18 protein-coding genes and 1 pseudogene are annotated in these 24,792 nt (G+C 71.6%); 1 reads left to right on the top strand and 18 read right to left on the bottom strand.

Going from position 1 to position 24,792, the window contains the following annotated elements:
* The 16 genes and pseudogenes from OIU81_RS25345 to OIU81_RS25420 form a co-directional block, all read right to left on the bottom strand.
* A complete protein-coding gene (locus OIU81_RS25345) occupies positions 1-1,260 on the bottom strand; it encodes an ABC transporter substrate-binding protein (RefSeq protein WP_329151446.1) in 1,260 nt (419 codons plus the stop codon).
* A gap of 155 nt (positions 1,261-1,415) precedes the next feature.
* Complete coding sequence (locus OIU81_RS25350) at positions 1,416-1,580, bottom strand: hypothetical protein (RefSeq protein WP_329151447.1); 165 nt, start codon at positions 1,578-1,580, stop codon at positions 1,416-1,418.
* A 329-nt stretch (positions 1,581-1,909) separates the two neighbouring features.
* Positions 1,910-3,637 (bottom strand): NACHT domain-containing protein, encoded by a 1,728-nt coding sequence (locus OIU81_RS25355; protein WP_329151448.1) that lies wholly within the window; start codon positions 3,635-3,637, stop codon positions 1,910-1,912.
* A gap of 71 nt (positions 3,638-3,708) precedes the next feature.
* Entirely contained in the window at positions 3,709-5,985 is a 2,277-nt protein-coding gene (locus tag OIU81_RS25360) for an SUKH-4 family immunity protein (protein WP_329151449.1), read from the bottom strand.
* Between the two features lie 121 nt (positions 5,986-6,106).
* Complete coding sequence (locus tag OIU81_RS25365; RefSeq protein WP_329155350.1) at positions 6,107-12,685, bottom strand: toxin glutamine deamidase domain-containing protein; 6,579 nt, start codon at positions 12,683-12,685, stop codon at positions 6,107-6,109.
* Between the two features lie 139 nt (positions 12,686-12,824).
* Positions 12,825-13,289 (bottom strand): hypothetical protein, encoded by a 465-nt coding sequence (locus OIU81_RS25370; protein WP_329151450.1) that lies wholly within the window; start codon positions 13,287-13,289, stop codon positions 12,825-12,827.
* A 138-nt stretch (positions 13,290-13,427) separates the two neighbouring features.
* Complete coding sequence (locus tag OIU81_RS25375; protein WP_329151451.1) at positions 13,428-13,811, bottom strand: hypothetical protein; 384 nt, start codon at positions 13,809-13,811, stop codon at positions 13,428-13,430.
* Between the two features lie 108 nt (positions 13,812-13,919).
* Complete coding sequence (locus tag OIU81_RS25380) at positions 13,920-14,720, bottom strand: maleylpyruvate isomerase family mycothiol-dependent enzyme (protein ID WP_329151452.1); 801 nt, start codon at positions 14,718-14,720, stop codon at positions 13,920-13,922.
* Between the two features lie 106 nt (positions 14,721-14,826).
* On the bottom strand, positions 14,827-15,771 hold the full coding sequence (locus OIU81_RS25385) for an oxidoreductase (RefSeq protein ID WP_329151453.1): 945 nt from the start codon (positions 15,769-15,771) through the stop codon (positions 14,827-14,829).
* 127 nt (positions 15,772-15,898) lie between these two features.
* Positions 15,899-16,204, bottom strand: coding sequence for an ArsR/SmtB family transcription factor (locus tag OIU81_RS25390; protein WP_093483115.1), 306 nt, complete (start codon positions 16,202-16,204; stop codon positions 15,899-15,901).
* Between the two features lie 89 nt (positions 16,205-16,293).
* Positions 16,294-16,791 (bottom strand): SRPBCC family protein, encoded by a 498-nt coding sequence (locus tag OIU81_RS25395; RefSeq protein ID WP_329151454.1) that lies wholly within the window; start codon positions 16,789-16,791, stop codon positions 16,294-16,296.
* Positions 16,792-16,901: 110 nt separating this feature from the next.
* Positions 16,902-17,348 carry a nitrite reductase small subunit NirD gene (gene nirD, locus OIU81_RS25400; RefSeq protein ID WP_329151455.1) on the bottom strand — a complete coding sequence of 149 codons (447 nt, stop codon included), beginning with the start codon at positions 17,346-17,348 and terminating at the stop codon, positions 16,902-16,904.
* Positions 17,348-20,005: a nitrite reductase large subunit NirB gene (nirB, locus tag OIU81_RS25405; protein WP_329151456.1), complete on the bottom strand. Its 2,658-nt coding sequence runs from the start codon at positions 20,003-20,005 to the stop codon at positions 17,348-17,350. Before nirB ends, nirD begins: the two co-directional genes overlap by 1 nt.
* 166 nt (positions 20,006-20,171) lie before the next feature.
* Positions 20,172-22,181: a glycoside hydrolase gene (locus OIU81_RS25410; RefSeq protein WP_329151457.1), complete on the bottom strand. Its 2,010-nt coding sequence runs from the start codon at positions 22,179-22,181 to the stop codon at positions 20,172-20,174.
* A gap of 316 nt (positions 22,182-22,497) precedes the next feature.
* Entirely contained in the window at positions 22,498-23,457 is a 960-nt protein-coding gene (locus OIU81_RS25415) for an NAD-dependent epimerase/dehydratase family protein (RefSeq protein ID WP_329151458.1), read from the bottom strand.
* A gap of 51 nt (positions 23,458-23,508) precedes the next feature.
* A pseudogene (locus tag OIU81_RS25420) lies at positions 23,509-23,610 on the bottom strand (DUF397 domain-containing protein); the annotation flags it as partial.
* A gap of 216 nt (positions 23,611-23,826) precedes the next feature.
* On the opposite strand from OIU81_RS25420, the gene OIU81_RS25425 reads away from it, so the two are divergent.
* Positions 23,827-24,156 (top strand): hypothetical protein, encoded by a 330-nt coding sequence (locus tag OIU81_RS25425; RefSeq protein WP_329151459.1) that lies wholly within the window; start codon positions 23,827-23,829, stop codon positions 24,154-24,156.
* On the opposite strand, the gene OIU81_RS25430 is transcribed toward OIU81_RS25425, so the two are convergent.
* Together OIU81_RS25430 and OIU81_RS25435 are read right to left on the bottom strand one after the other, a co-directional pair.
* The gene (locus OIU81_RS25430) at positions 24,120-24,407 is read right to left on the bottom strand and encodes a hypothetical protein (protein ID WP_329151460.1); all 288 of its coding nucleotides are present in this window, start codon (positions 24,405-24,407) and stop codon (positions 24,120-24,122) included. The genes OIU81_RS25425 and OIU81_RS25430 overlap by 37 nt on opposite strands.
* A 120-nt stretch (positions 24,408-24,527) precedes the next feature.
* Positions 24,528-24,683 (bottom strand): DUF7196 family protein, encoded by a 156-nt coding sequence (locus OIU81_RS25435; RefSeq protein ID WP_329151461.1) that lies wholly within the window; start codon positions 24,681-24,683, stop codon positions 24,528-24,530.
* Positions 24,684-24,792 lie beyond the last annotated feature (109 nt).

Consider the following 24,792-nt stretch of genomic DNA (forward strand, 5'->3'; position numbering starts at 1 on the left):
TCACTTCTTCCTGACCCGCTGAAGTTCGGCATTGACCGTGCGCACCACGCTCTTCAGCTCACTTTCCGGATGGGCGCCGCCCTTGATGATCCGGCTCAGCGCGTCCTGGTAGGCCGTACGGTCCGCCGTCGTCCACAACAGCGGTTCGGCAGTGCCGTGATCGGTGGCGAACCGCACCGCGTCGGCCGCCGGGCCCTCGCGCAGCTGTGCGGCCTTCTTCGCCAGCGAGATCCGGGCCGGGATGTGGAAGCCGTACGACAGCGCGAAGTCCTGCTGGAAGTCGGTGCGGTCCACCCACAGCCAGGTGGCGAAGGCCCTGGCCTCCTTGATGTGCCGGCTGCGCGCACTCACCGCGGAGCCGTAGGCGCCCACCGGAACGGATGGCTTCCCTCCGCTCCCGTCCTTCGGGAACGGCAGCACCCCGAAGTCGTCGCCGAGCGCCTTCTTGATCTGCGGCAGCGCCCACAGTCCGGACCACTGCATCGCGGTCAGCCCCTGAACGAACGCCGCCGGGTCGGACCAGTCCGTGGGCGCCCCCAGCAGCAGCGACTTGTCCGCGTACAGCTGCCGGATCTTGCCCAGCACCCGGGCCGCCGCCGGATCGTCGAACCCGGCCTTGCCGTCCGCACCGATCAGACTCAGCCCCGCGGCGGACAGCGGCGTCCCGCTGAGCACCCCGACCCCGCCGTCATTGCCCAGGAACAGGCCCTTGGTCTTCTTGCCGCTGAGCTTCTTCGCGCCGTCCACCAGCTCGTCGAGCGTCTGCGGCGGCCGGACCCCGGCCTCCTTCAGCAGGCTCTTGCGGTAGTAGAGCAGCTGCATGTCGACGGCCTGGGGGATGCCCCAGACCTTGTCCTGCCAGATCTTCGGGGCGAGTACCGCCTGGTGGAAGTCGTCCTTCACCGGCTCGACCTCGGCGGTCAGATCGACCACCTGGCCGCCCTGGATCTGGTCCAGCAGCGGTCCGTTGACCTCGAAGACATCCGGCCCCGAGCTGGTGAGCAGCGCGGCCGCGGTCTGCCGGTCGTAGTCGCCCGGCCGCCACTGCACCCGCACCTCGGCCTGCCGGTAGGCGGCGGCATACCGCTTCACGGCCTGCTGGGTGCCGGGCTCCCCGTACTGGTGGTACCACTGGCTGATCGCCGGACCCGAACCGCCGCCGCCCCGCCCGGTGTTGGACCCGCAGGCCGTCGCCACCGCCGCAGCCAGCGCGACGCCACCGCCGGCCGCCAGCAGTCGCCGTCTGTCGATCTCCGTCATGGCACGTCGCCCCCTGCGCTCGTAACCTCGCGGTGATCACCGATCACCGACGGTGCGACCGTCCACTCTGCCGCACGGCCGCGCAACGCGCAGGGCATCCCGACGAATCCGGGTTGCCGGGTCGGGGCTGACTGTCGCCCGCTCGCCCCCTCGGCCTATCGCTCGTCGCTCACGTCGGAGCCGGGCCGGCCCGGCGAACCGCCGGCTGCCTCCTCGTCGTCGTATTCGGAACTCTTGTACGGCTCGCCGCCGGGGTACGCGGGTTCCTTGAACACCGCTGTGTAGTCAGGCTTGGCCGGGCGGGGCAGGGGCGGATTCATTCGGTCTCCGGTCTCATGGCTGCACGGGGCAGGGTGGTGGGGGAAAAAGTCGTTTCCGGTGCCGCCCGCCCCGGTCGTTTCCGGCGACAGTCCGGCGTGGGACGGCCGTCGGACACCGCGGCGACGAAGCCGGCTGCGACGCGGAGCACTTGGCAGCTGCCGCGACAAGGTGCGAAATGCGCCGAATCGGCGGTCCGCACGCCTCACGACCTGCAAGAAGTATCCCCCCGGATGACAGTAGCTGTTTCTGCGGCCGGATGAACTCCCGCCGGTCCGGCCGGGCACGGCGGCGAGGCGGCGAGGCGGCAACGGCTGGACCGAGGCGCCGCTCAGGACCTGACGGCCTGCCGGTACAAAGCTCCCCGCTCTTGCGGCGTCATGCCGTCGGCCCGTTGGGAAAGGTGGTCCTGGAACGTCTTGTGCAGGAAGGCCACCCCGTCTCCCGAGCGCCGCAAAAGGGCGCGTTCACAGGCGAAGTTCACGAAGTCCTTGCGCAGGTAGGGAAAGAGGGTGGAGTGCCTGACCAGGGAGAACGTGGCGTTGATGAGGCTGCGGTAGGGCGAGACGGCGGTGAGCATCCGCAGGTACCCGATCTGCACCTTGGCGATCATCAGCCCGAGCCGGCTGCCGCTGTGCAATTGCTCCAGTACCTCGGGCGATGCCTGCAGCATGAGCCGCAACGGGTCTTTCGGATAGATGACCGTGACCTGGTATCTGCGCATTTCCCTGGCCATGAGAAGGAGCCGGCTCTCCACCTGCGTGACGCTGAAGCGCGGTGCTTTCGGCGCACCGCGCAGCGTGCGGTCCCGGGTGACCATGCGTGTCAGAAAGGCGTCGTAGACCAGCCCGCGCCGTTCCTCCAGAGTTCCGGCGCTGCGGACCGCGCTCTCGTCCACCCCGGAGTAGGCGAGCACGGCGACTCCGAGCATGAGGGGAGTGCTGAGCAGCCGGGCGAGATCGGGATCGGCCGCGGCGGCCGCACGTAATCCCCGCACCGGGTTTCCGGCCGCGTGCAGAAAGGCGTGCACGGCGGTGACCGGCAGCGGCTGCACGGTGACGGCGCCATTCATGGTGAGCCGCTGCGACAGGAGCCGGTAGTCGGCGAGGCGGCAGGAAACGGCGAGGGAACAGTGCGGATAACCGTCGGCGGAAATGAAGGCGTTGATGCGGGAGAGGCATTCCTCCTGACGTTCCGGATCCACCTCGTCCAGGCCGTCAAGAAGGAAGCAGATCTTCCCCTGGGCCAGCAGTGTGCGGGTGACGTCGGCGGACGTCCGGTAGCGGTGGTGGAGTTCCGAGATCAGCCACTCGTCCAAAGGCCCGCCGCGCCAGGTGGTCAGGAGCAGGAACACCGGGACGGGCGCGTCGGCATCCGCCCGGGCCTCTTCGAGCAGAGCGGCTGTCAGCTCCAGCAGATGTACCGTCTTGCCGGCGCCCGGCGCGCCGAGCACCAGCAGTTGCTGATCGTGCCGCTCGAACATGGTCCGCAGGGCGGTCCCGGCCGGCGGAGGCGCGTCGGACGCGGTGGTGAGTTCGCCCGCCCCCCAGGGGTCATGGACGGCGGACGGAAAGTCCCGCAGACCGACTTCGAGGCGGACGGCGTCATTCCAGCGGAATGCGAGCGGGCTCGTCCAGGTGTGGTGCACGCGGTGCATCAGCGCCTTGCGCCCACGCCGCAGTTGTTCCGTATCCGTCTCCGCGCCGTCGTCCCACGAGTCCGCCAGCCGCGTGTGGAGATGGCGGATGTAGAGGGCGACCCCCGCCACGATCAGGGCGCCCACACAGGCTGCTGTCACCCATCGCGGGCTTTCCCCCACCACCGACTTCAGTACATCGGGAAACAGTCCGGCCGCCGTCTCCGAGGAGAGGTAAAGAACGAAGATGACGGCCAATCCTCCGGCGCCCCAGGCCCAACGCTGATGCCCCGGCCGTCGTCCAGGTCTCCCCATCATGCCCCCACAGTGCTCACCGTCAGCGCACGACAATAGCAATGCGCACACGATCAACTCGCCCTGTCGAAAGCAGAGTTCGCAGGCAATTTCCGGCGCCCGGAACACAGGCCCGCGGCGACCGGTCAGCAGCCCGGCTCATGCCGTGCCAAGGAGTCCCTGGCACGGCATGACCGCCACTACACCGCGTCCGGGTCGTCCCAGTGGCCCGAGAGAATCGCCGTCCAGTGCGGATGCGAGGCGGCCACCGGGTCGATGTCCTGGGCCCAGGCGGCCAGGCTGCGCCGTGCGTCCAGCTCCTCCGCGCGGACCGTGAACCCGCTCTCGCGGCACTGCACCGTGAGCGCCAGCAGCGTGCACGCCTGCCGCAGACCGCTGCTCACGAGGTGGTCGGCAGCGCCGTCTCCGACCTCGGTGACGTAGAGCCGGCCCGACGCGCCGTCCAGCAGCAACTCGCCCCTGACCCACCTGCCCAGACGGAAGAAGGGCCCGGGACCGGCGGGGGAAGGCAGGGCGGACGGCTCGGCGCCGTCCGGCAGCGCGTGCGGCCGCGCGAAGGAGAGGTGGCGGAACTCGTCGTCGAGGTCCGGCACGCCGACCTCGGTCAGGAAGCGGACCGTGTCCGGGTGCACGAGCCCGTCCGGCAGTGCGTCAGGCGGCACGATCCGGCACGCGCCCTGGCCGAACACGCCCTCGTACCACTCCCGCGCCGCCGGACCCTGCGCGCGGGCGGCCTCGGGCAGGGGCCACACCGCGGAGGTGTTGTGGGCGGCGAGCAGGGGCCGGGTCCGCCAGGAAGGCTTCGGGGTCACGCGGGTGGGGTCATGGACGCGGAGGGCGTAGATGCCGCCGGAACCGCCGTGGACCTGTGTGCCGCCGGCCGCCTTGACCAGGCAGGTGCTGGCGGACGGTGTCCTCGGGGCGGGCACCTCCTCCGCTTCGTCCGGTTCGCCGACCGGTTCGAACGCCCGGCCGTCCGCCTGGTCGGCCTCACCGTCGTCGCCGTACCGCAACTGCACCTGCACGGCGTCACCCAGCGGTGTCCCGTCATCGAGGCTCCACACCCGCTCGACGGCGTACCAGTCGGCGTCCGGATCCACCTCGTCGTCCAGGTCGTCCTCGTCGATCTCCTGCTGGCCGGCCACCACACGGGCGCCGCCGGCGAGGCCCAGGACGAGTTCCTCCGCCACCGCGGCATCGTGCCGCGGCGAGGGACCGAAGAGCCCGTACGGACGCCACCGTGACCAGAGGGTGTGCCACGGCAGTTCGCCGGCCGAGCGCGCCAGCTCTGCCGCGACCTCGGCGGCACCCCGGTTCAGCGAGGCCCAGTGAAGCCAGGAGAGCCATTCCTCATGGGTGGCCGGCTCGACGCCGGCCGCCTCCAGGTAATGGATGTCGGACGCGGGAATTCCCGCCGGAATTCCCGCTGGGTAGGTCAGGGCGAGCCCGGTCAGCAGGGCGTGCCGGTCGACCTGTGCGAGAAAGCGCGGGTCCTGCGCACGGTCGGCCAATTGCCCGGCGGCCGCGAAATGGAGCGGGAGCGTACGGAATGCGTAGGCGGCCACCGCGTCCGGCGCATCCCGGGGGCCGTGTGCGTCCTCGCCGTCGGGCAGCCGGTCGTGCAGGGCTTCGGCGAGACGTCCGTGTTCCGTCCGGCTGAGCGGCAGCTGGGCGCGCAGGAGGTGCCGCACCCCGTCCGTGCGGAACGCGAGGTACTCCACGCCCGTTTCATCGGTCCAACTGGTGAGGAGCTGCGGTAGTTCGCGCGCCGCGGTGCGCAGCTCTTCGGGTGCGCCGCCGGGCAGATCGAGCGCACTGCAGAGGACGGCGGCGGCCCGCAGGGGAAGGTCGCGGATTTCGGCAGCGGCGAGTGCGCGCAACTGCGGGAATGATGCGAGGCATTCGGCGAGTGGTGGGCCGGAAGCGGCGGCTGCTCCGGAATCGGGCGGCATTTCCGCAGCCGGCAGGAGTTCCACCTCAAGGGCCGACGATACGGGTACGCGCTCCTGCTCCTGGTCGACCTCGAAGAGCACGGCGACGGGGCAGGTGGCAGCGCGCAGGAGAGGGACGATGACCTGGGTGAGCACGCGCCCGGGTTCCGTCGAGGTGGCCGTCACACCCGCCCACTGGACATTGGAGAAGAGCACGACCGCCCTCTCCTTGCCGTGGGTCCAGTGCGCGAATGCCTCGGTCAGCGGGGCTTTGCGGGTACGGCGGAACCGTTCGTCGCCTCCCCAGGCGCTGATCAGTCGCGTGGCCACGTCATCGGCGGCGAGGCCACGGCAGTCCACGGAGGTGGAAATGTCCTCGCCGGTTTCCCGGCAGGCCGCTTCCGCCTGCCGCACACCGGAGGTCTTTCCGGAGCCGACGGGCCCGGTCACGGCCAGTTTGAGGTGACGGGGCCCCGACTCCTGGAGCCACTCTGACAGCCGGGTGACGACCGTTCCGCGGGACACGACACTTGACTCCGATCAGTCACAGTCACGAGAGGGAGATGGGGATATGGGGAGAGGGGGAGAGGGGGAGAGGGGGTGTGGGCAGAGGGTGGCGCGCGGGCGGCACGCTACTACGCGCGTGCTAGGCGTGCACCTTGAGCCAGACGTTCAGCAACTCACCCCGTACGCGATCCATATCGTCCTTCCACCGCTGCTTGACCTCTTCCTGGGCGTCCTTGGTCGTCTCACCCTCGGCGAATTGTCCGTAGCGATAATTCGTGGCGTAGGAGACTTCCATGGGGCTCTTGTGCTGGGGAGTGGTCAGCGTTCCCTGCTTCTTCATTTCGCCATGGGGGACGCGCGGCTTGCCCGGTGCGCGGTCCAGATTTTCACTGATGTAGTGAGCGCAGGCCGCACCGCCGAGATCTCCGGCGTTGCCACACGGTTCGTATTCGGTGAACATCGCGGTCCGCTGGAACCTCTGTGGATCGAGTGCGCGCAGGCCCTCGCCCGCGGCAGGCTCCGAGTGGTCCGGGTTCGGGACACCGCCACCCGCCGGAACGGACGAACCGATGATGAAGTGCACATCCTTCGTCTTGCCGTCGCTGCCGGTTTCCGTGACCTCGAAAACCGCGTAATTCCGCCCCGAGAAGTCCGGCAGGACAGCGAGATCACCCGTTTTGGAGCTCAGGACGGCCTGGATGCGGTCCCGCTCCGCCTTCAGATCGCGCCGGTATTGCCGGGCTTCCTCCTTCGTCATGTCCTCGGGTTGCGGAACGTTCTGCTGTGCCACGTATTCGATCGCCCGCCCCCGGGCGTCGTTCAGTTTTCCTTCGGCCGGCTTGTGATCCCTGTGGTGCTGGAGGCCCTCGGGATTGATGTCATGGCCGTCGATCCGGGTGTGCTGAGCGTGGTAGTCGTAGCTCAGCCGGGCCAGACACGAGACGGTCGCAAGCTTTTCGTGCTGCTTCAGATCGCGGTAGGAGTCGCCCAGCACATTTCCGAGGTCGGCCTCGCTGATCCGGCCCTGCGCACGGATGTGGTCGAAGACCTGGTTCAGTGGGGACGTGCCCGACGCGGCGTCGGGCTCTGCCCAGGTGTCCAGGTTTCCCAGCACCCTGTCCCAGTTCACCTGCCGCACGACATGTGTCGTGCGCAGACGCTGCTGCGCCTCGTCGCCGAGCATGCCCAGTGCGGTGTGCCCCGGGCCCTGCTCGTGCCCGTAACCGGGTGTGCCCTCTGCCTGAACGGAGTCGAGCGGCTGTTGCAGCGCCTCGCGAGTGTCCTTCGCGGGCCGGGCTTTTCGCTTCTTGGAGGCGGGCTTTTCCTGCTCTTTGTCCTTGTCGTCGGCGTCATCCGCCTTGTGCTTTCCGGCGGGTTCGGCGGCCGGCCGACGCGTTCCCGCTCCGTCGGGATGCGTCGGGGACCCACTGCTGGTGGTGGGGCGGCGGTGGGGATCGAGCGGGATGGCGTGGACGCCGTTGTCGCCGTTGTGCAGGGGTGTGTTGCTGCGCTGTCCGGTTTGGGCGTCGACGTAGGTGAGGGTGCCGCGGTGGTTGACGACGTTCCAGGCGTGGGCGCGGCCGTTGCGGTCCTGGGTGATGATGACGGCCTGGGAGCCGTGGCCGGTGGCGCGGAGGTCGTTTTCCAGGCGGCGGAAGGCGTCGCGGCCGTTGCCGTAGTCGTGGAAGCGGGCGCCGAGGGTGTTCTCGATGCGGTCGCGGCCGTTGGTCTCGCCGCGGTCGGAGGGGGTGCCGTCGGGGTTGAGGTCGGGGGTGCGGTGGGCGGCGGCGGTGGGGTTGCCGGAGTAGGTGTCGGCGGCGGCCAGCGCGGAGTCGACGCAGTTGTTGTTGCGGCCCGGCGCGTCGGGGCCCGGGTCGTTGATGGAGTCGAGCCAGTTGCCGTCGTCCGGGTCGGGGTGGCGCTGCGGCTCGCCGTTCTCGTCCCGGGGGATGGAATCCGCGACGTGCTGCTGATGCTCGTCGGTGGGCCCGTCCAGGCCACCCGGGCGCTCACGATTGCGGGTCTCGGAGGCGGGCTGAGGGTCGTGTGCGTCGGAGGGGTCGGAGGGATCGGAGGGATCAGAGGGGGCAGCGGGGTCGGAGTGCTCCGGGTGTTCCGGGTGTTCGGCGTCGTTGGGGTGGTTGGGGTGGTTGGGGTGGTCCGGGTTTTCGGGGTGCGGTGTGGTGTCCGTGGGCTCTGTACCGGGCCGTTCCCCGTTATCGGCGTGGTGGGAACCGGGGGATGACGGTGAACCGTCGGCGGTGCTGTCGGGTGCTCCCGCAGGGTGCGGCGGGTGCTGGGGGTTCTGTTGCGGGTAGTGCGGCGCCTGCTGCTGGTACGGGTTGTGGTGCGGGGGCTGCTGCGGGTGGGGCTGTGGGGAGTATGGGCCGGGCTGCTGCTGATGCGGTTGCTGGTACGGCCCGGGCTGTTGTTGCTGGTGCGGCTGCTGGGTGTACGGGTTCTGCTGCTGATGGGGGCCCGGCTGCTGCTGGTGAGGCTGCTGATAGGGCCCGGGCTGCTGTGCCTGCTGCTGGACGTACGGGTTCTGCTGCTGATGGGGCTGCTGCGGAACCTGCTGGTGAGGTTGCTGCTGGGCGTGCTGTTGCGCCTGCTGGTACTGCTGCGGGTGCTGCTGGTAGGGCGAGGGCTGCTGCGGGGGCTGCTGGGTGTACGGGTTCGGTTGCTGCTGCTGGTTGTACGGGCCCGGCTGCTGCTGGTGGGGCTGTTGGTGCGGGCCGGGTTGCTGGTGCTGCTGGTACGGCGAGGGCTGCTGCGGGGCCTGTTGGTGGGGCTGCTGCTGCTGTTGCTGGGCGTGCTGCGTCTGCTGGTGGTGCAGTTGTTGCTGGTTTTGCGTGTGCTGCTGGGGCTGGGCGGTGGGGTCGTAGGGCTGGCGGTTGGCGTCGAGAGTGAGGTGCCAGACCCCTACCCCCTGAGTGTGGATGGGCTGGGCGCTGACCTGGCCGGACTGCGCGTCGACCCAGACCACCTTGCCGTGGTGATTGACGGCGTTGAAGGCGTGGGACGAGCCGTCCGGCCACGCCACGACGATGATGGCTCCGGCGCCGGGCCCGGCGTGGTGCAGGTCCTGGGCGACGCGGGCGTAGCCCTCGGCGGTGTTCCCGGAGTGGCGCAAGGGCGTGTTGGCCCAGCGGTTGATGTTCTGGATTCCGCTGCGCTCGCCCGTACGCCGGTCGAGGCTGCCGTCGGGGTTGGTGTCCCAGGTGCGCGGGGCGGACACCTGCGGATTGCCGAACCAGGTCTCCAGGAAGGAACGGCTGCAGTCGACGCAGTTGTTGGAGCGGCCGGGGATGACGAGTCCGCCGTCGTTCTGGAGCTGCGCCCAGGGCTGGAAGGGGTCCGGATGACGGACCGGGGTGCCGTCGGGGTGGCGTGGCACCGCGTCGGCCAGTAGTTGCTGGTCGATGGCGCGGGCCGGAAGCAGACCTTGGGGGCCGCCCTGGAGATCGTGGCGGATCCGTCCGAGGGAGTGCGGCGCGTCGGCAGGGATGCCGTGGGACGGCTGCTGCGGGACGTGTGGTTGAGGGGCCGGAGCCTGCTGATGCGGGGGCTGCTGAGCGTGTGGCTGCTGCTGTTGGTACTGGGGCTGCGGGTGTTGCTGCTGCACCGGCTGTTGGGCATGCGGTTGCTGGGCATGCGGTTGCTGTGGGGCTTGCTGGTGTGGCTGCTGCTGGTGGTGAGGTTGCTGCGGTGCCTGCTGCGGCTGCGGCTGCGTGTGCGGTGTCTGGGACTGCTGCTGTGGCGGCTGCGCGTACGGGTTCTGGGGTGGCTGCTGCGCGTACGGATTCTGCGGTGTCGGCTGCGGTGCGTACGGCTGCTGCTGGTAGTTGGGGTGCGGAGGCTGCTGGTTGGGGGGCTGCTGCTGGTGGCCGGGGTCGGCCGGGGGCGGCGGCGTGTCCTGGTGGGGTGCCGAGGCCTGATCGGTGGTGGGGGCGTCGTCGTGGTGCGGACGGGAAGCGTCGGCCGCCGGTCCCGATGCGTCGGGACGGCTGCTGTCGGGGCGGGTGCCGTCCGGGTGCATCCCTTCGGGGCGGGGGGCGTCGGGCCGATTGTCGCCGGTGCGGGCGTCGTCAGGCCGATTGCCCTCGGGGTGCGCGTTGTGGGGGAGGGGGCCGTCGAGGCGGGGGTTGTGCGGCGGGCTGTCGGGGGTGGGGTGCTGGGTGTGGTCGTGGACGATCTGAGAGCCGTCGGGGCGGCGGTTGGTGCCGGGGGGCGTGGTGGGGGTGTCCCGGCGGGGGCCGTCGAGGCGCGGGTTGTAGGGCCGGGACGTCTCTTCCCGGCGGGGCCCGTCGAGGCGCGGGTTGTAGGCGGGGCGCTCGGGCCGGGGCCGGTCGGTGGCGTCCTGGATGGCCTGGGAGCCGTCGGGGCGGCGGTTGGCACGCGGGGCGGTGTTGCCGTTGGAGGGGGTGCCGCCGCGGGGTGGGGCGGCGTGAGCGGGGCCGCCCTGGGGCGGGATCGTGCCCATCATCGGGCCGCCGGCCTGGGGGGAGTGCGCCTGCGCCTGGTGTGGGGCGGAGGGGGTGCCGGTCCCGGCGTCGGCGGTCTGCGGGGTGGGCGGGGGAGCGGTGAGGGTGTCGGCGGACTGGGTGGTGACCGTGGTGTCGTCGGAGCCGTCGACGGTGGGCATGGGGTCGCCGGGGGCCGGGTCCCGCTGCTGGACGGGCTGGCCGCTCGACGGTGAGTGCTGGACGGGGGCGCCCTGCGGTGCGGGGCCGGCGTGCGGCATCGAGGGGCGTCCGCCGCCGGTGGCGGAACGGTCCCCGTCAGTGGCTCCGTTGTGGGTCCCGTCGCCGCCCGCGTCAGGTGAATTGCCGTGGTACGAGGGCGGGTTGCCGGCCACCGGGTCGGGAGCCGGCGACGGTGACGGTGAGGGAGACGGCGATTCGGGGGCGTCCGGGCGGGCCCCGTCAGGCGCATGGTCGGGTGCGGGCTGCGTGCTGACCGGGTCCGGGGCGGGGGCGGGGCGCGCTCCGTCCGGGGTGTGGTCGTGGGCCGGCTGGGTGCTGATGCCGTCCGGGTCCGGGCGGGCGGAGTCCGGGGTGGAGTCCCGTGCGGGCTGCGTGCTGACCGGGTCGGAGTCCGGGTGGGCGGCGTCGGGGCGTGCCGCGTCGGGGGCGGTGTCAGGGGTGGGCCGGGTGCCGGCCCCCTCGGCATCGGGGCGTGCGGCGTCCGGCGTGTGGTCGGGCGTGGGGTGGGTGCTGACCTGGTCGGAGTCGTGAGGTGCCGCGTCCGGGCGTGCGGCGTCGGGGGTGTGGTCGTGGGCCGGCTGGGTGCTGACCGAGTCGGAGTCCGGGCGGGAAGTGTCCGGGGTGGAGTGGGAGTCGCGGGTGGCCCCGGAGTCAGGGGTGCCGGCGGAGTCAGGGGTGGGGGAATCCCCGTAGGGGCTGTGGTGGCCGCCGCTCTGGAAGCCCTCGTCGAAGGGGGAGCGCTGGTCCGGGGGCGGCAGGGGCTGTGTGGCGGGGACGTCGCGGGCCGGGTCCGAACCGCGAGAGGTGCCGTCGGAGGAGGAAGGGGTGTCGGAGGAGGAAGGGGTGTCGGACGAGGACGAGGTGTCGGAGGTGGACGGGTTGTGGCCCGCGCCGCCGTTGTCCCGCCCGTCCGACGTGCCCGTGTGGTCGGACGCACGGGGGCTGTGGGTGGGGGAGCCGCCGCCGTCCGAGCCGCTGCGGTTGCCGCTGCCGGCCCCGGAGTCGTGGGAGGAGCCGCCGCTGCCGGAGCCGTTGTCCGTGCTGCTTCCGGAGCCGCCGTCGGACCCCGATCCGCTGCCGGACCCGCTGCCGGACCCGCTGTCCGAACCGTTGCCGGACCCCGTGCTGCCGCTGTCCCCGCTGCCGCTGCCCGACCCGCTGTCGGAGCCGCCGTCCGAACCCCTGGAATCCCCGCTGCCCCCGCTGCTGCTCTCGGAGCTGCCGGACCCGCCGGACCCGCCGTCACTGTCGCCGCCGTCGCCGTGTTCGCCGCCGCGGCCGGCCGCGTGGTCCAGCCCGCCGCGGGCGCGGTGGCCCGCCCGGTGGCCGGCGCCGTCGCGGAGGCTCTCGCCGAGGGACTCGCCGGTGTTCTTGAGGGCGTCGGTGGCGGCGCTCTGTCCCTCCTTGAGGGTCCGGCCGACGTTGTAGCCGTTCTGGGCGCCGAAGTTCTGGTTGACGGTCTGGGCGATGAGGTCGGAGGCCATGGCCTCCAGTGCGGAGATCACCGGCTCCTTGGCGGCCTCCATGATCGCATCAAGGACCTGCTTGGCGACTTCCTTGAGGATCTTGCGGACCACTTCACGGGTGGCCAGGGTGGCGGCCGCCCCGCCGACTTCGGACAGGCCCAGGGTGAAGGGAGCCGCGGCCTGTGCCGCGATGATTTCGGCGGCCAGAATCGCCAGTTGGACGATCACGGCGACCTTCATGCCGATGACCAGCGCGGCGGCGGCCTCGAAGGTGAAGGCGAGGACCTCGGCCGCCTCGCGGGCGTCGTGCAGATACCCCGAGCCGCCGGAGAACTTCTCCCAGGCCTTGCTGAAGCCCTCGATGGCATCGCCGGAGTTCTCCCCGAGGACATTGCCCGCATAGGTGTTGCCACGGGATTGGTGCCCCTCGACCTCCGCGGCGAACTGCCGCCAGACCTGGGCGCATTCGATGAGTTTGTCCTCATCCGCGGTAGGCCAGTTGAAGCCGAGCATCTCCAGGACCCACTCGAGCGGATCCGGCAGCATGACAGACACGATGGAGCTCCCCCGTGAAAAGCGTGCGATGAGGCGTGCGACAGACGCAGCTGGTGCGAGAAGGCGGCCGGGTCAGCCGGCGGCCGGGTGAGAAGGCGGCCGGGCCGGAATCCGGAACCGGCCGGTGGAATCAGTGCTGGGCGGGCCGGAAGGAAACCTGGACGTTGGGGTCGACCGTCGGGTCCTGCCACGCCTGCTTGTTCTCGACGTGCTGCTTCATCAGCGAGTCGTTGAACTCCTCGTTCTCCGCATGGTTCCTGGACATCGAGGTCAGCGCCTTACCGATCTCCTGGAGCTTCGAGGAGAGATGGCCCATCGACTCGTTCATGCCGTCACGCACACCCTCGTAGACGACGCCGAACTTCTCGCCGAGGTCGTCGTCCCCCCAGGGCGGGGCGCCGTCCTTGCTGTCGAATGTCGTCAGGCCGCTCATGAACTGCTGGCCGAACGACTTGTCCGGCGGCGCCGCGTCCTGCCCATTGCTGGGCGGCCCGGCGCCCAGCGCATGCAGGCCGTCCATCAGGCGGGCGACCGAGGAGTAGAAATCCTCGCCCAGCTTGACGAAGTTCGTTCCCCCGGCTTTGAGGCTCTCCACGTCGGTCTGAAAACCGCCCGCACCGGCCACAACGTCCCCCGCGTTCGTAATGGTTGCCTAACGAGATGTTCAAGCCAAAGTTTAGCGGGCATTCCTGGCGCCCTGCCAGGACTCTTTTGACGGGTAAATCCGCCGGATTCAGGGGCTTTTCGGGCGAGAGCGGCGGCGATAGAGCTCCACGGCCGCCTCCGGAGGGAAGTGCGGCAGCCAGGTCACCTCGCCGTCGGCCTTGGCGAGGACGACGGCGCTTCCGCCGGGCTCCGCGGGCGGCGCGGTGGGGTCCGCGGGGGGCGGCCGGCTCGCATGGAGGAGGTAGCCGAGGTCGCATTCATGGACGAACAGCGCGGTGGGGCCGCCGGGTGAGCCGACGTCGGGGAAGTGCCGCCGGCCGAGCTCCAGTGCCTCGTCCGCGTCCGCCGGGACGGGCCGCGGTGTGCCGTCCGCCGGGCCGGACGGTGGTGGGACGGGCGGAGGCGTGGGAGGCAGGCCGGGGTGGCTCTCCGTGCGGGGGGAATCGGCCATGGCTGCTCTCCCGTTGGGGCTGATCGTGTCGGCGGTGGGCCGACGTCGCGTACGCCGCGGTGGCCTGAACGGTTCTCCTGCGGTGCGGGTGGCCGCCCGTGCGGCGGCTCAGCCGAACAGGACCCGGGAGAGCCAGAATTCCAGCAGGTCCGCATCTCCGGTGATCTCGAAGGTGTCGTTGTCGGCGGGGCGGCGGCCGTAGAGGAGGAGTAGGAGGTCGGTGAGCGGGCCGTGGACGGAGACGGCGGCCGGCTCGTCGGCACGGCGCCAGGCGAGGGCGTCGCCGGTGAGGTCGACCAGCCAGTCCGCGGCCGCGTCCGGCGGGGTGTCCGTGGCGCGGAAGTGGAGGGTGCGGCCGGGGCCGAGGAGGTCGCGCCGGTCGGGGTGGAAGTCGAACATCTCGGGCAGCGAGCCCAGTTCCATCCACTCGTCGAGGGCGTCGAGGGCGACCGGCTGCCCGACGGTGAAGTCCGCGCCGAGGGTGAGGGTGGCATCGGCGCGGTGGACGACGGTCTCGTGGGCCATCCGGCGGGCGAAGAAGCGGGGGCTTCCGGAGGGGAGCGGGGTCCAGATCCGGGTGTCCGGGTCGGTGGCGCGGAGGGTCGTGGCGAGGAGTTCCGCGCCCTCGGTGAGCCAGTCGGCCGCCTCGGCCGGGGTCTGGGCGGTGTCGCGGGGCAGAACGCGCAGGGCCGTGTCGGCCGGCGGCCGGGACGCCCGGGTGCGCACGATCTCCTCGACCCAGCGGTGGGCCTCGCCCAGATGGCGCAGCAGCTGGGCGAGGTTCCAGTCCGGGCAGGACGGCACCGTCGTCGTGAGGTCGGTGCCCTCCTTCCGGAGGCAGGACGCGAGCAGGCCGGCCTGCGTGACGATCTCGGCGCAGTGACTGTCGTACTCCATGGTCGACTTCATGACGTCACGCTAGAGCGCGGCACTGACAATCCGGCGTCACGGCGGGGCGTGCGGACGTGGCGTCACTCCGTTTGGACGTCCGTGGTGTCCCCCGTGCGAACGCCGCTCAGAGGGTCATGGCCCGCCGGGAGAAGTCGTAGTGCACGTCGGTGAGTTGCTCGGAGGCGGTCCACAGGCGCTCGCCGTTGGCGTTGTTCCTGGTCCACGGGGCGCGGAGGGACTGGGCGGGGGCGCCGCGCAGGCCGCTGCGGGGGCCGATGAAGGAGTCCGGCCGCATGTGCGGGGCGGTGGCGGCGCAGAGGGTGCCCAGGGCGCCGCCGTCCGGGGACTGGGCGACCGCGCGGTTGACCAGGTCGACCATCCGCTCGGCGGAGGTGCGGCCCTCCATCCGGACGCCCGCGGTGGCGAGATTGGTGGCGGCGTATCCGGGGTGCGCGGCCGCCGCGACGACCTGCGAGCCGGCCGCGGCCAGCCGCCGGGACAGCTCGTGGACGAAGAGCAGATTGGCGCTCTTGGAACGGGCGTAGGCGATCCAGCGGCGGTAGGAGTGCTCGCTGTTGAGGTCGCCGTGGTCGAGGTCGGCGAGCAGGTGCAGCATGCTGGAGACGGTGACGATCCGGGCGCCGGGCGTGGCCAGGAGCTTGGGCAGGAGCAGACCGGTGAGCGCGAAGTGGCCCAGGTGGTTGGTGCCGAACTGCATCTCGAAGCCGTCGGCGGTGGTGCGGTACGGCAGCGCCATCACGCCCGCGTTGTTGATGAGCAGATCGAGGCGGTCGCCGTCGAAGTCGTCGAGGGCGGCGGCGAAGTCCCGTACGGAGGTCAGATCGGCCAGGTCGAGCGGCCGGAACTCGGCCTCGGCGGTGGGGACCTCGGACCGCAGCCGGTCCAGCGCGGCGACGCCCCGCGACGCACTGCGGCAGGCCAGCAGCACACGGGCGCCGCGGCGGGCCAGTTCACGTGCGGTGACATAGCCGATGCCGCTGTTCGCGCCCGTGACGACCGCCGAGCGGCCGGTCTGGTCGGGGATGTGGCTGGTGTTCCACCGGGTCACGCCTGCACTCCTCCGTAGGGGGCACCAAGAGTACGTCGTGGGGTGGGAGAGCTGGGGCTGGAGGGGTGGAAGTGACCAGGCGCCCCCCGGCCCCGTCTGGTCACTTCCGCCCCCGCCTTCCGCCTGGTCACTCCCCCTCGGCGAGGCGTTTGATCGCCGAGAGGCGGCTGTCCCAGGCGGCGGCCACCCGGTCCATCCACCGGGCGGTGACCCCCAGCCGCTCCGGTATGACCCGGTAGCGCGCCTCCCTGCCCTCCCGGTGGCCGGCGACCAGGCCGGCCCGGTCCAGGACCCCCAGGTGCTTGACGACGGCCTGGCGGCTGACCGGCAGTTCGGCCGCCAGGACCGTGGCGGTGGCCTCGCCGTGTGCGGCGAGGGCGTCGAGTATCCGGCGGCGGGTCGGGTCCGCCAGCGCGGAGAACACCTCCGCCACGGCGTCCCCGCCCGCGTTCGCCCCGGAGCCCCGGCCCGCACCCCCGGCGGGATCCCGGCCGGCGCCCGTGTCCGTTCCTCCGCCGGTCGTCATGCCGCGAGCCGCTCCGCGTACTGCTTGACGTTCTCCATCTGGCCGGTCCAGCCCTCGCGGTGGCTGTCGTACCCGGCGGTGGGCTGCCGCTCCTCCGGGATGGTGATTTCCTCGAACCCGGTCTCCACCACACGCAGCCGGGTGCCGTCGCCCTCCGGGGTGAGGGTGAATTCCACGAGGGTGGAATTGCCCTCGACCGCCACCTCGCCCGGGTGCGCGCCGGCCCAGCGGTAGGCGAAGAAGCGCGGCGGGTCCACCGTCACGATCGTGGTGGGGAACTGGCCGTACTGGCCGTGGTCGAGGTGCATGATGCCGCCCGGCCGCAGGTCGACGGGGGTCGGCTCGCCCTGGCCGAACCACGAGCCGACGTGTTCGGGCTCGGTCAGCACCGCCCAGACCCGTTCCACGGGCGCGTCGATGCTGATCTCCCGCTCGATGCGGTTGCGGTCCTCACCGGCGCCCTTGCCGGTGTCGTGGGCGCTCTGGGTGCTCATGGGAACTCCTCCTGCCGCGATGCTGATCCTGATGACGTGCTACCCAATGGTTGCACGTGGCGGCAGGAGGTGCAACCTTTCGGTTGCGCATTGTTCCCGGTGCGGTGGGCTCAGCTGTCGGGCGCCCCGTCCCGGACCCGTACGCGATACACCGGCACCGACGCCGCCGGATCGTCCAGGCAGTCCCCGGTGAGCAGATCGAAGCGCTGCTTGAGCAGCGGCGATGCCACGAACGGGCGGCCGTCGGCCGAGCCGGTCAGGCCGCGGGAGAGGACCTGGGCGCCGGTGAACGGGTCGCGGTTGCCGATCGCGTGGATCCGGCCGCCGCGGTCCAGGAACAGCGCGGCCTGGGCGCCGTCGGGCAGCAGGGCGGCGACGCCGCGCCCGGGGAGGAGGGCGCCCGGCCCACAGACCGGGAGCCAGCCGCCCGCGGGGCAGTGGATCTCGACCGGGCCGGTGGCCGTGATGCCGGTGCCGGTGCCGGTGCCGGCGGGGGAGGGCGGTCCGTCGGCGGCGAGGGGGGCGGAGGTGTGGTGCTCGGCGGTGAGAGTGGTCATCAGGCGGAGGTCCCTTCCAGGGTCCGAACGGGCAGGGTGGGGCCGGCCAGCAGCGTCAGATCGGGCTTGACCTGGTCGCGCTCCGGGGTGAAGCGGACGGACGGGTCCGGCACGTCGGGGGCGTTGACGAACGAGACGAACCGGGCGAGCCGCTCGGGATCGGCGAGCGTCTCGGCCCACTCGTCGCGGTAGTGGGTGACGTGCGCGGCCATCAGGGACTCCAGCTCGTCGCAGAGTCCCAGGGAGTCCTCCACGACGACCTCGCGGACGTGGTCGAGGCCGCCCTCGATCCGCTCCAGCCAGGCCGAGGTGCGCTCCAGCCGGTCCGCGGTGCGGATGTAGAACATCAGGAACCGGTCGATCAGCCGGATCAGTTCCTCGTCCGAGAGGTCCTGGGCGAGCAGGCCGGCATGGCGCGGGTCGGCGCCGCCGTTGCCGCCGACGTAGAGGTTCCAGCCCTGGGCGGTGGCGATCACGCCGAAGTCCTTGCCGCGGGCCTCCGCGCACTCCCGGGCGCATCCGGAGACCGCGGACTTCAGCTTGTGCGGGGAGCGCAGCCCCCGGTAGCGCAGCTCCAGATCGATGGCCATCCGGACCGAGTCCTGGACGCCGTAGCGGCACCAGGTCTGCCCCACACACGACTTCACGGTCCGCAGCGCCTTGCCGTACGCATGCCCCGACTCGAAGCCGGCGTCCACCAACCGGGCCCACACCTGAGGGAGTTGGTCGACGCGGGCGCCGAACAGGTCGATCCGCTGCCCCCCGGTGATCTTGGTGTAGAGGCCGAAGTCGCGGGCCACCTCGCCGATCACGATCAGCTTCTCCGGGGTGATCTCACCACCGGGGATCCGCGGCACGATCGAGTACGAGCCGTTGCGCTGGAGGTTGGCGAGGAAGTGGTCGTTGGTGTCCTGGAGCGCGGCCTGCTCCCCGTCGAGGACATAGCCGCCGGCGCCGACGCTGGGCGCGAGGGAGGCGATGATCGAGCCGACGGTGGGCTTGCAGATCTCACAGCCGTCGCCGTTTCTGGCCTCCGGCCGGCCGTGCGAGTCCAGCAGTTCGGCGAAGGTCGTCAGCCGCAGGGTGCGCACGATCTCGTAGAGCTCGGTGCGGGTGTGCGGGAAGCAGCCGCACAGCCCGGTGTCGACGGTGGCGCCGGACGCGGCCAGCTCGTCGTTCACCACCGCGGTCAGCGACTTGACGCAACTGCCGCAGCCGGTACCGGCCTTGGTGCACGTCTTGACCTCGGGCAGCGTGGTGCAGGAGTGCTCGGTGACCGCGGCCCGGACCGTCCCCTTGGTGACGTTGTGGCAGTTGCACAGCACCGCCTCGTCCGGCAGCGCGGACGGGCCGAGCACGCCGCCGCCCCCGGCCGCGACCCCCGCGGGCAGGACCAGCTGCTCGGGCGCCAGCGGCGGAACGGTGCCGGTCAGCGGCCGCAGCATGCCGTACGCCTCGGCGTCGCCGACCAGGACGCCGCCCAGCAGCTCGCCCCCGGCGCCGATCACCAGCTTCTTGTAGACGCCGCTGCGGGAGTCGGCGTAGACCACGTCCAGCGCGCCGTCCGCGGTGCCGTGCGCGTCACCGAAGGAGGCGACGTCCACGCCGAGCAGCTTGAGCTTGGTGGACAGGTCGGCGCCGGTGAAGCCGCCGGGCTCCCCGGTGTCGTCGCCGAGCCGGACGGCGATGTCGCCGGCCGTCACCCGCGCCATGTCGTAGCCCGGGGCGACCAGGCCGTAGACCCGCCCGTCGGCGGCCAGCGCGCACTCGCCGATCGCGTACACGGCCTGGTCGGCGGTGCGGCACCGCTCGTCGACGACGATGCCGCCGCGCTCGCCGACCGGCAGCCCGCAGTCCCGGGCGAGCTGGTCGCGGGGGCGCACCCCGGCCGAGAAGACGACCAGGTCGGTGTCGATGCGGGAGCCGTCGGACAGACCCATGGCGGTGACCGCGCCCGCCTCGTCGGCGACGATCTCCTTGCCGCCGACGCCGGTGTGGACCGAGAGGCCCATCTCCTCGACGGTGCGACGCAGCGCCCGGCCGCCGCCCTCGTCGACCTGGAGCGCCATCAGCCGCGGGCTGAACTCCACGATGTGGGTGCGCAGCCCGAGCCCCTTGAGCGCACCGGCCGCCTCCAGCCCCAGCAGCCCGCCGCCGACCACCACACCGGTGCGGGCCCCCGCGGCGTACCGCTCGATGGCCAGCAGGTCCTCAAGGGTGCGGTAGACGAAACAGCCCGCGCTGTCCTTGCCGGGCACCGGCGGCACGAACGGATACGAGCCGGTGGCCAGCACCAGGGTGTCGTAGCGGACGGTCAGCCCGGAGCGGGCGGTGACCGTGCGGGTGGCGCGGTCGACGGCGGTGGCCGGGTCGCCCAGGTGCAGCTCGATGCCGTGCCGGCCCAGGAAGTCCGGATCGGCCAGGCTCAGGTCGTCCGGGGTGCGTCCGGCGAAGTACGAGGTCAGCTGGACGCGGTCATAGGCCGGGCGCGGCTCCTCGCACAGCACCACCACCCGCGTCCGCTCGGTGACGCCACGGTCGGCCAGCTCCTCCAGGAAGCGCTGGCCGACCATGCCGTGGCCGACGAGGACGAGGGTGGGGGTGGTGCCGGGCGCGGCATCGGGCGTGGCATCCGGGGGCGGCGGCATCGAGGTCATGCCCCTCAGCCTGGGGCGCGGCTGTTACCCGCCCGCATCTGCTCTGTTTCCCGGGCGGAACGCTGCCCTCAGTGGCGCGGCGGCCGCCGTGTGAGGGCGGCCGCCGCGGGGACGGCCGCCCCCGGGCCGCCCAGCCGGTCCGCGGGCCGCCCCCGGCCTCTCCCGGTCAGCCGTTCAGCTGCGCCGGGCACAGCCGCCGCGGCTGCTGGTCGGTGGCCAGCTTCGCGTCCACACAGTCGCCCGGCAGACCGTCGTGGGCCGTGCTGCCGAAGTTGGCCGTGACCGTCAGCTTGCCGTCGCCGAAGACCGTGCGCTGGACGCTGCGATCGCCGGTCAGCCACCGGAACGAGGTCAGCTGCTCGGTGCCGGCGGCCCGGTGCAGCGGCGAGAAGAACTTCTGCAGCGCCGCGAGCTCCGGACCGTTCTTCTCCAGCGTCGGACCGTCGAGGACGTAGTTCAGCGGCGTGTTGTAGAGCATCGCGAGCAGTGCCCGGTCGGTCTTCTGGTCCGGCAGCTTGTCGTACGACAGCTCCCAGCGCTCCACATTGACCAGCGAGCCGTGCAGCGCGGTCTCGTACAGCGGCGCGCGGTACTTGGGGTCGTACATGGCGGTGGCCATGTCGCGGGGCAGCTTCACCGGCTTGAAGAAGGCGCCCGGGGCGTTCGCCGGGGCGTAGCCGCCCCACGTCTCCTTGTCCTTCTCCAGCTTCCACAGGCGGTCGTCGACCGGGGTGCCCGAGCCGTGGTTGTAGGTCAGCACCTTGTTGGCCCACGACTGGGCGCCCTCCGAACCGAGGACGAGGTGCTGCGACAGCCGCTCCAACCGGGCCAGGCGATTCTCGCGGTCGCCGGCCTTGCTCATCTCATGGCCTGTGCCGTGGTCGCGGAACACCTCTCCCGTCGCGTCCACATCGAGGAAGTAGCTGTCCGCGCCGTTGGCGACCATCTTGCGGGTGCGGTCGGCGAGGTAGTGCTTGGACGGCTCGGCCTTCTCGAAAGCCTGCGAGCTGAGGTAGCAGCCGCGGTTGCCGAAGCCCGTCTGCGGGGTGCCGTCGGCCTTGCGGACGCAGAAGTCGGGATAAACCCGGTCCGGCCAGATGGAGGTGGGGCTGTCGGCCTTCTCGGGATCCTGGCCGTTGGCGAAGGTGTCGTACGGGCCGACGAGGTAGCCCGCCTTCTCGGCGGCCTGCACCGCCTGCGCGTTCATGGGGCTGTCGTCGGCGTCGTAGCCGAGCCACATCCGGTCCACGCCCAGCTTCTTCAGCTTGTCGACCCCTGCGGTCTTGCGCGCGTCGCCCCACACATAGGCGTGGAAGGCGCCCAGCAGCTTCTCGCCGGCCGGGTTCTGCCGGATCTTCTTGCGCAGGCTGCCGAGTTGGCCGTGCTGGGAGAGGTAGGAGCGGTAGTCGGCGGCGGGGGCGACGGGGTTGCCGTCGGTCAGGGCGAAGGTGACCTCGTAGTCGCGGGTGCCCTCACCGGCGTCGAAGGCATGGGTGGCCGTGGTGCGCAGCCGGCCGCCGGTGGAGGCGAAGCCCAGGGAGGTGCCGATGTCGGTGGGGGTGAGGTAGCTGACGCCGCTGCCGCCCTTGCCGCCCGCCGTGCCCAGGGAGTAGCCCCACAACGGCATCGAGAGGCCCTCGCCCACGTCGACGCTGCTCCCGGCCAGCCCGCCCGTCTCGGGGCCGGCGTTCCAGAACGCGTCCTTCACCGGGATGTCCAGTCCCTCGCCGCGCGGCAGCTGCACGGCGGAGGCGGCCCGGTCGGTTCCGGTCACCGGCCAGTCGACCGACTCGTCGCGGTCCGCCGTCAGCTTGATCCGCAGCCGCCCGCGCTCCGAACTCGCCGTCACCCGCAGGCCCTTGTCGGGGTAGCTCCAGTGCGCCCCGTCGGCCGTCCGGACCACCGGACCGGGCTTGCCGAGTCCGCCGGCGGCGGCCGCCTCGGACAGCACCAGCTGCCGCCCGCCGCCGGTGCGCGCGGTCACCGCGAGGGAGCCGGTGTCGACGAAGGCGGTGCCGCCGGAGACGGGGAGAGCGAGGCGGTTGTCCTCCGTGGTGCCGGCGCTGGCGCTGCCGTATCCGACGACGCCCGCGGTGGTCGCGGCCAGCGCGAGGGAGCCGGCGAGCAGCCGCGTGCGACGGCGGCGTCCGGTGATCTTGTGGAGGTTGGGTTCCATGCAGAACTGAATATGCGTCAGGTCTAAGAAGGTTCTAAGAGCGTGCCGCCGGCCGCGCGCACAGGGCACCGCTGATCACCTCGTCGGAGACCTTCGCGATCAACTCGGCCCGCCAGGGCTCCAGTCGGCCCGCCCGGCCAGCCCAGCTCCACCCGTTCCGAGGCGGTGAAGGCCGTCCCCCGGTTGTGCAGGGCGTCAAGCAGAAATCTCCGGATACCTTCGGGACATGGCGGCAGCTCCTCGGTGAGATCGACCCGTCCTCACCCTGCCCTGACGGTATGCGGCACGCCTGCCTGGAGTGCCGAACGGATGACCCCTACGAGCCCTCCCGGCGGGCCAGCCGCGCCCGCTCCTCCTCGGGTGTGAACCCCGCCGTCAGCGGCGGCTCACCGCGCGCCCGGTCCCAGGCCAGGACGTCGGCCGCGGTCACCTCCAGCGGGGTCGCCGGCAGCCCCGCCGCCCGCGCCCGGGCCGGGCTGCGCTGCTGGGTCGCCCAGTCGGCCCGCACCAGCGGGAAGAACGGCGGCAGACCGTCGTCCGGCACCCGTACGACCTCGACCCGGCTGCCGGCCACCCGGGCACAGGTCTCGATCAGCCCGCCGAGCGTGACCGGCTCGTCCGGCCCCACCGCGTGGAAGACCCCCGGACGGTCGTCGGCGAGCAGTTGCACGACGAGACGGGCCAGATCCCGGGAGTCGACGATCTGCACCGGCTGCCCGGGATCGGCGGGCAGCGCCACCCGCCCGCCGCGGGCGGCCCGGCGCACCCAGTACGTGAACGTGTCCGACGGGTCGTGCGGCCCGGCCACCTTCCCGGCCCGCACGAGCGTCGCCCGCGCGCCGTACCGCGCCCGCACATCGTCCTCACAGGCCACCTTGCATGGACCGTAGGTGGCCTCGGTCAGCTCCTCGGTGTCGCGCACGGGCGGGCGGCGCGGGGTGTCCTCGTCGGAGCCCGGCCCCACCCCCTCCCGCCGGTAGACCGCATGGCTGGAAAGGAACAGATACCGGCCGACCCGGTCGCCCAGTGCGTCCATCGCCTGCCCGACATGCCGCGGGACATAGCCGCTGACGTCCACGACCGCGTCCCAACTGCCCCCGCTCAGCGCCGCGTAGTCACCGGTGTCCCGGTCACCGAGCAGCCGGTTCAGCTCCGGGAACAGCTCCACCCCGGTCCTGCCCCGGCCGAACAAGGTGACCTCGGCCCCGGTGCGCAGGGCGTCTTCCACGAGGGCGCGGCCCACGAACGACGTACCGCCAAGAACGAGAATGCGCATGGTCGCCGACGCTATCGGCGGTGCCTGCGGAGCAACACCGGTTTTCGGCCGTCAGACCGCGAACTCCCCGTCCCTGACCGCCGAGACGAACGAGGCCCAGCCGCCCGCCGGGAAGACCAGCGCCGGACCGTCGGGGTTCTTGGAGTCACGGATCTGACGTCACGACCGAAACGCTGTAGCGGATTCAAGTGCTCGGGTGGGGTCGTCTCGTCCAACGCTTTGACCTCATGTGAGGGGAGCGCGCGCCCAGGGCGCAGCAGGTCGCAGGCTTGAGTGCCACTGACTCAAGCACCCCGATTCTATTGCCCGTTGCGTTGTTCCAGTGACGATTTGACTACACCGGGAGTCCATCAGTAGGGAGTTGAGGAGATGGCCGATCCTGTCGCGCGGCTGCTGCCGTGGTCGAGCCCGGACGGGAAGCCGTGCTTTCTGGTCAGTGACGGGGCCGGGTACGTGTCCCGGGTCGCCGACGCCGTCGAGGAGGAACAGCTCGCCTCGGCCGTCGATCTCATCGACGAGGCGCGGTGCGTGCTCGCGGTGCGCGGGTGGACGTCCGGGGAGCTCCAGCTGCTGACCGTGGAGCTGACCGAGGCGCTGGTGGAGGTGCACCGGGTCGCGGAGAGCCGGGGCATGCGCCTGCTCTTCCACGCCTGCCGCGACGATCAGTCGAGCCAGCGCGAGGCGAGCCCGGCGACGTAGGAGAGCGACAGGGCGGTGGTGGTGAGTTGCAGCGCGAGGCTGCCGCCGGCCCAGTGCGTGAGGGCGGTCATCGCGGCAGCCACCCAGATGCTCGTGCACCAGCTGCAGCTGACCAGGTACGAGGGTTTGGAGTCGTCGCCGAAGCGGTCGGCGATCCAGATGCGGAAGCCGGCGGCGAGGGTGTCCTTCGTGATGAACCGGGTGAGGCGGCAGGTGGCGCCGAGGGAAAGCAGAAACTCTGCGAGGTGCATGGGGAGTCCGTCCTCTCACCGTGAGTTCCCCGGGAAGCCGGCCCGCCGGGCCACGGCGAAGTGGTTCGCCGTGGCCGTGCGCGTGACCGGCGCGTTCCGCTCGCGTCGGGACGAAGGTGGTTACTGACCGATGGTGACGACGGTGCCGACGCCGCCCGCGCGCTGATTGGCGGCCTCGGCCTCCTGCCGGGTGGGGAACTGGCGGACGGTGCCGTCGGGCAGGAACAACTGGTAGACGGTGATGCTCTGACGGTCTCCGCCGCAATTGCAGCCCATGTCGCACTCCTTTTCGTGACGCTTGTGCGGTGGGTGTCGACAGCGCACCCACCGTTCTTCGGGCCTATCGTTGGGGCCCTACAGCCGTCCCCCGTAGTTGCGTTACGGG

The sequence above is a fragment of the Streptomyces sp. NBC_01454 genome (assembly GCF_036227565.1).
Taxonomy (GTDB): domain Bacteria; phylum Actinomycetota; class Actinomycetes; order Streptomycetales; family Streptomycetaceae; genus Streptomyces.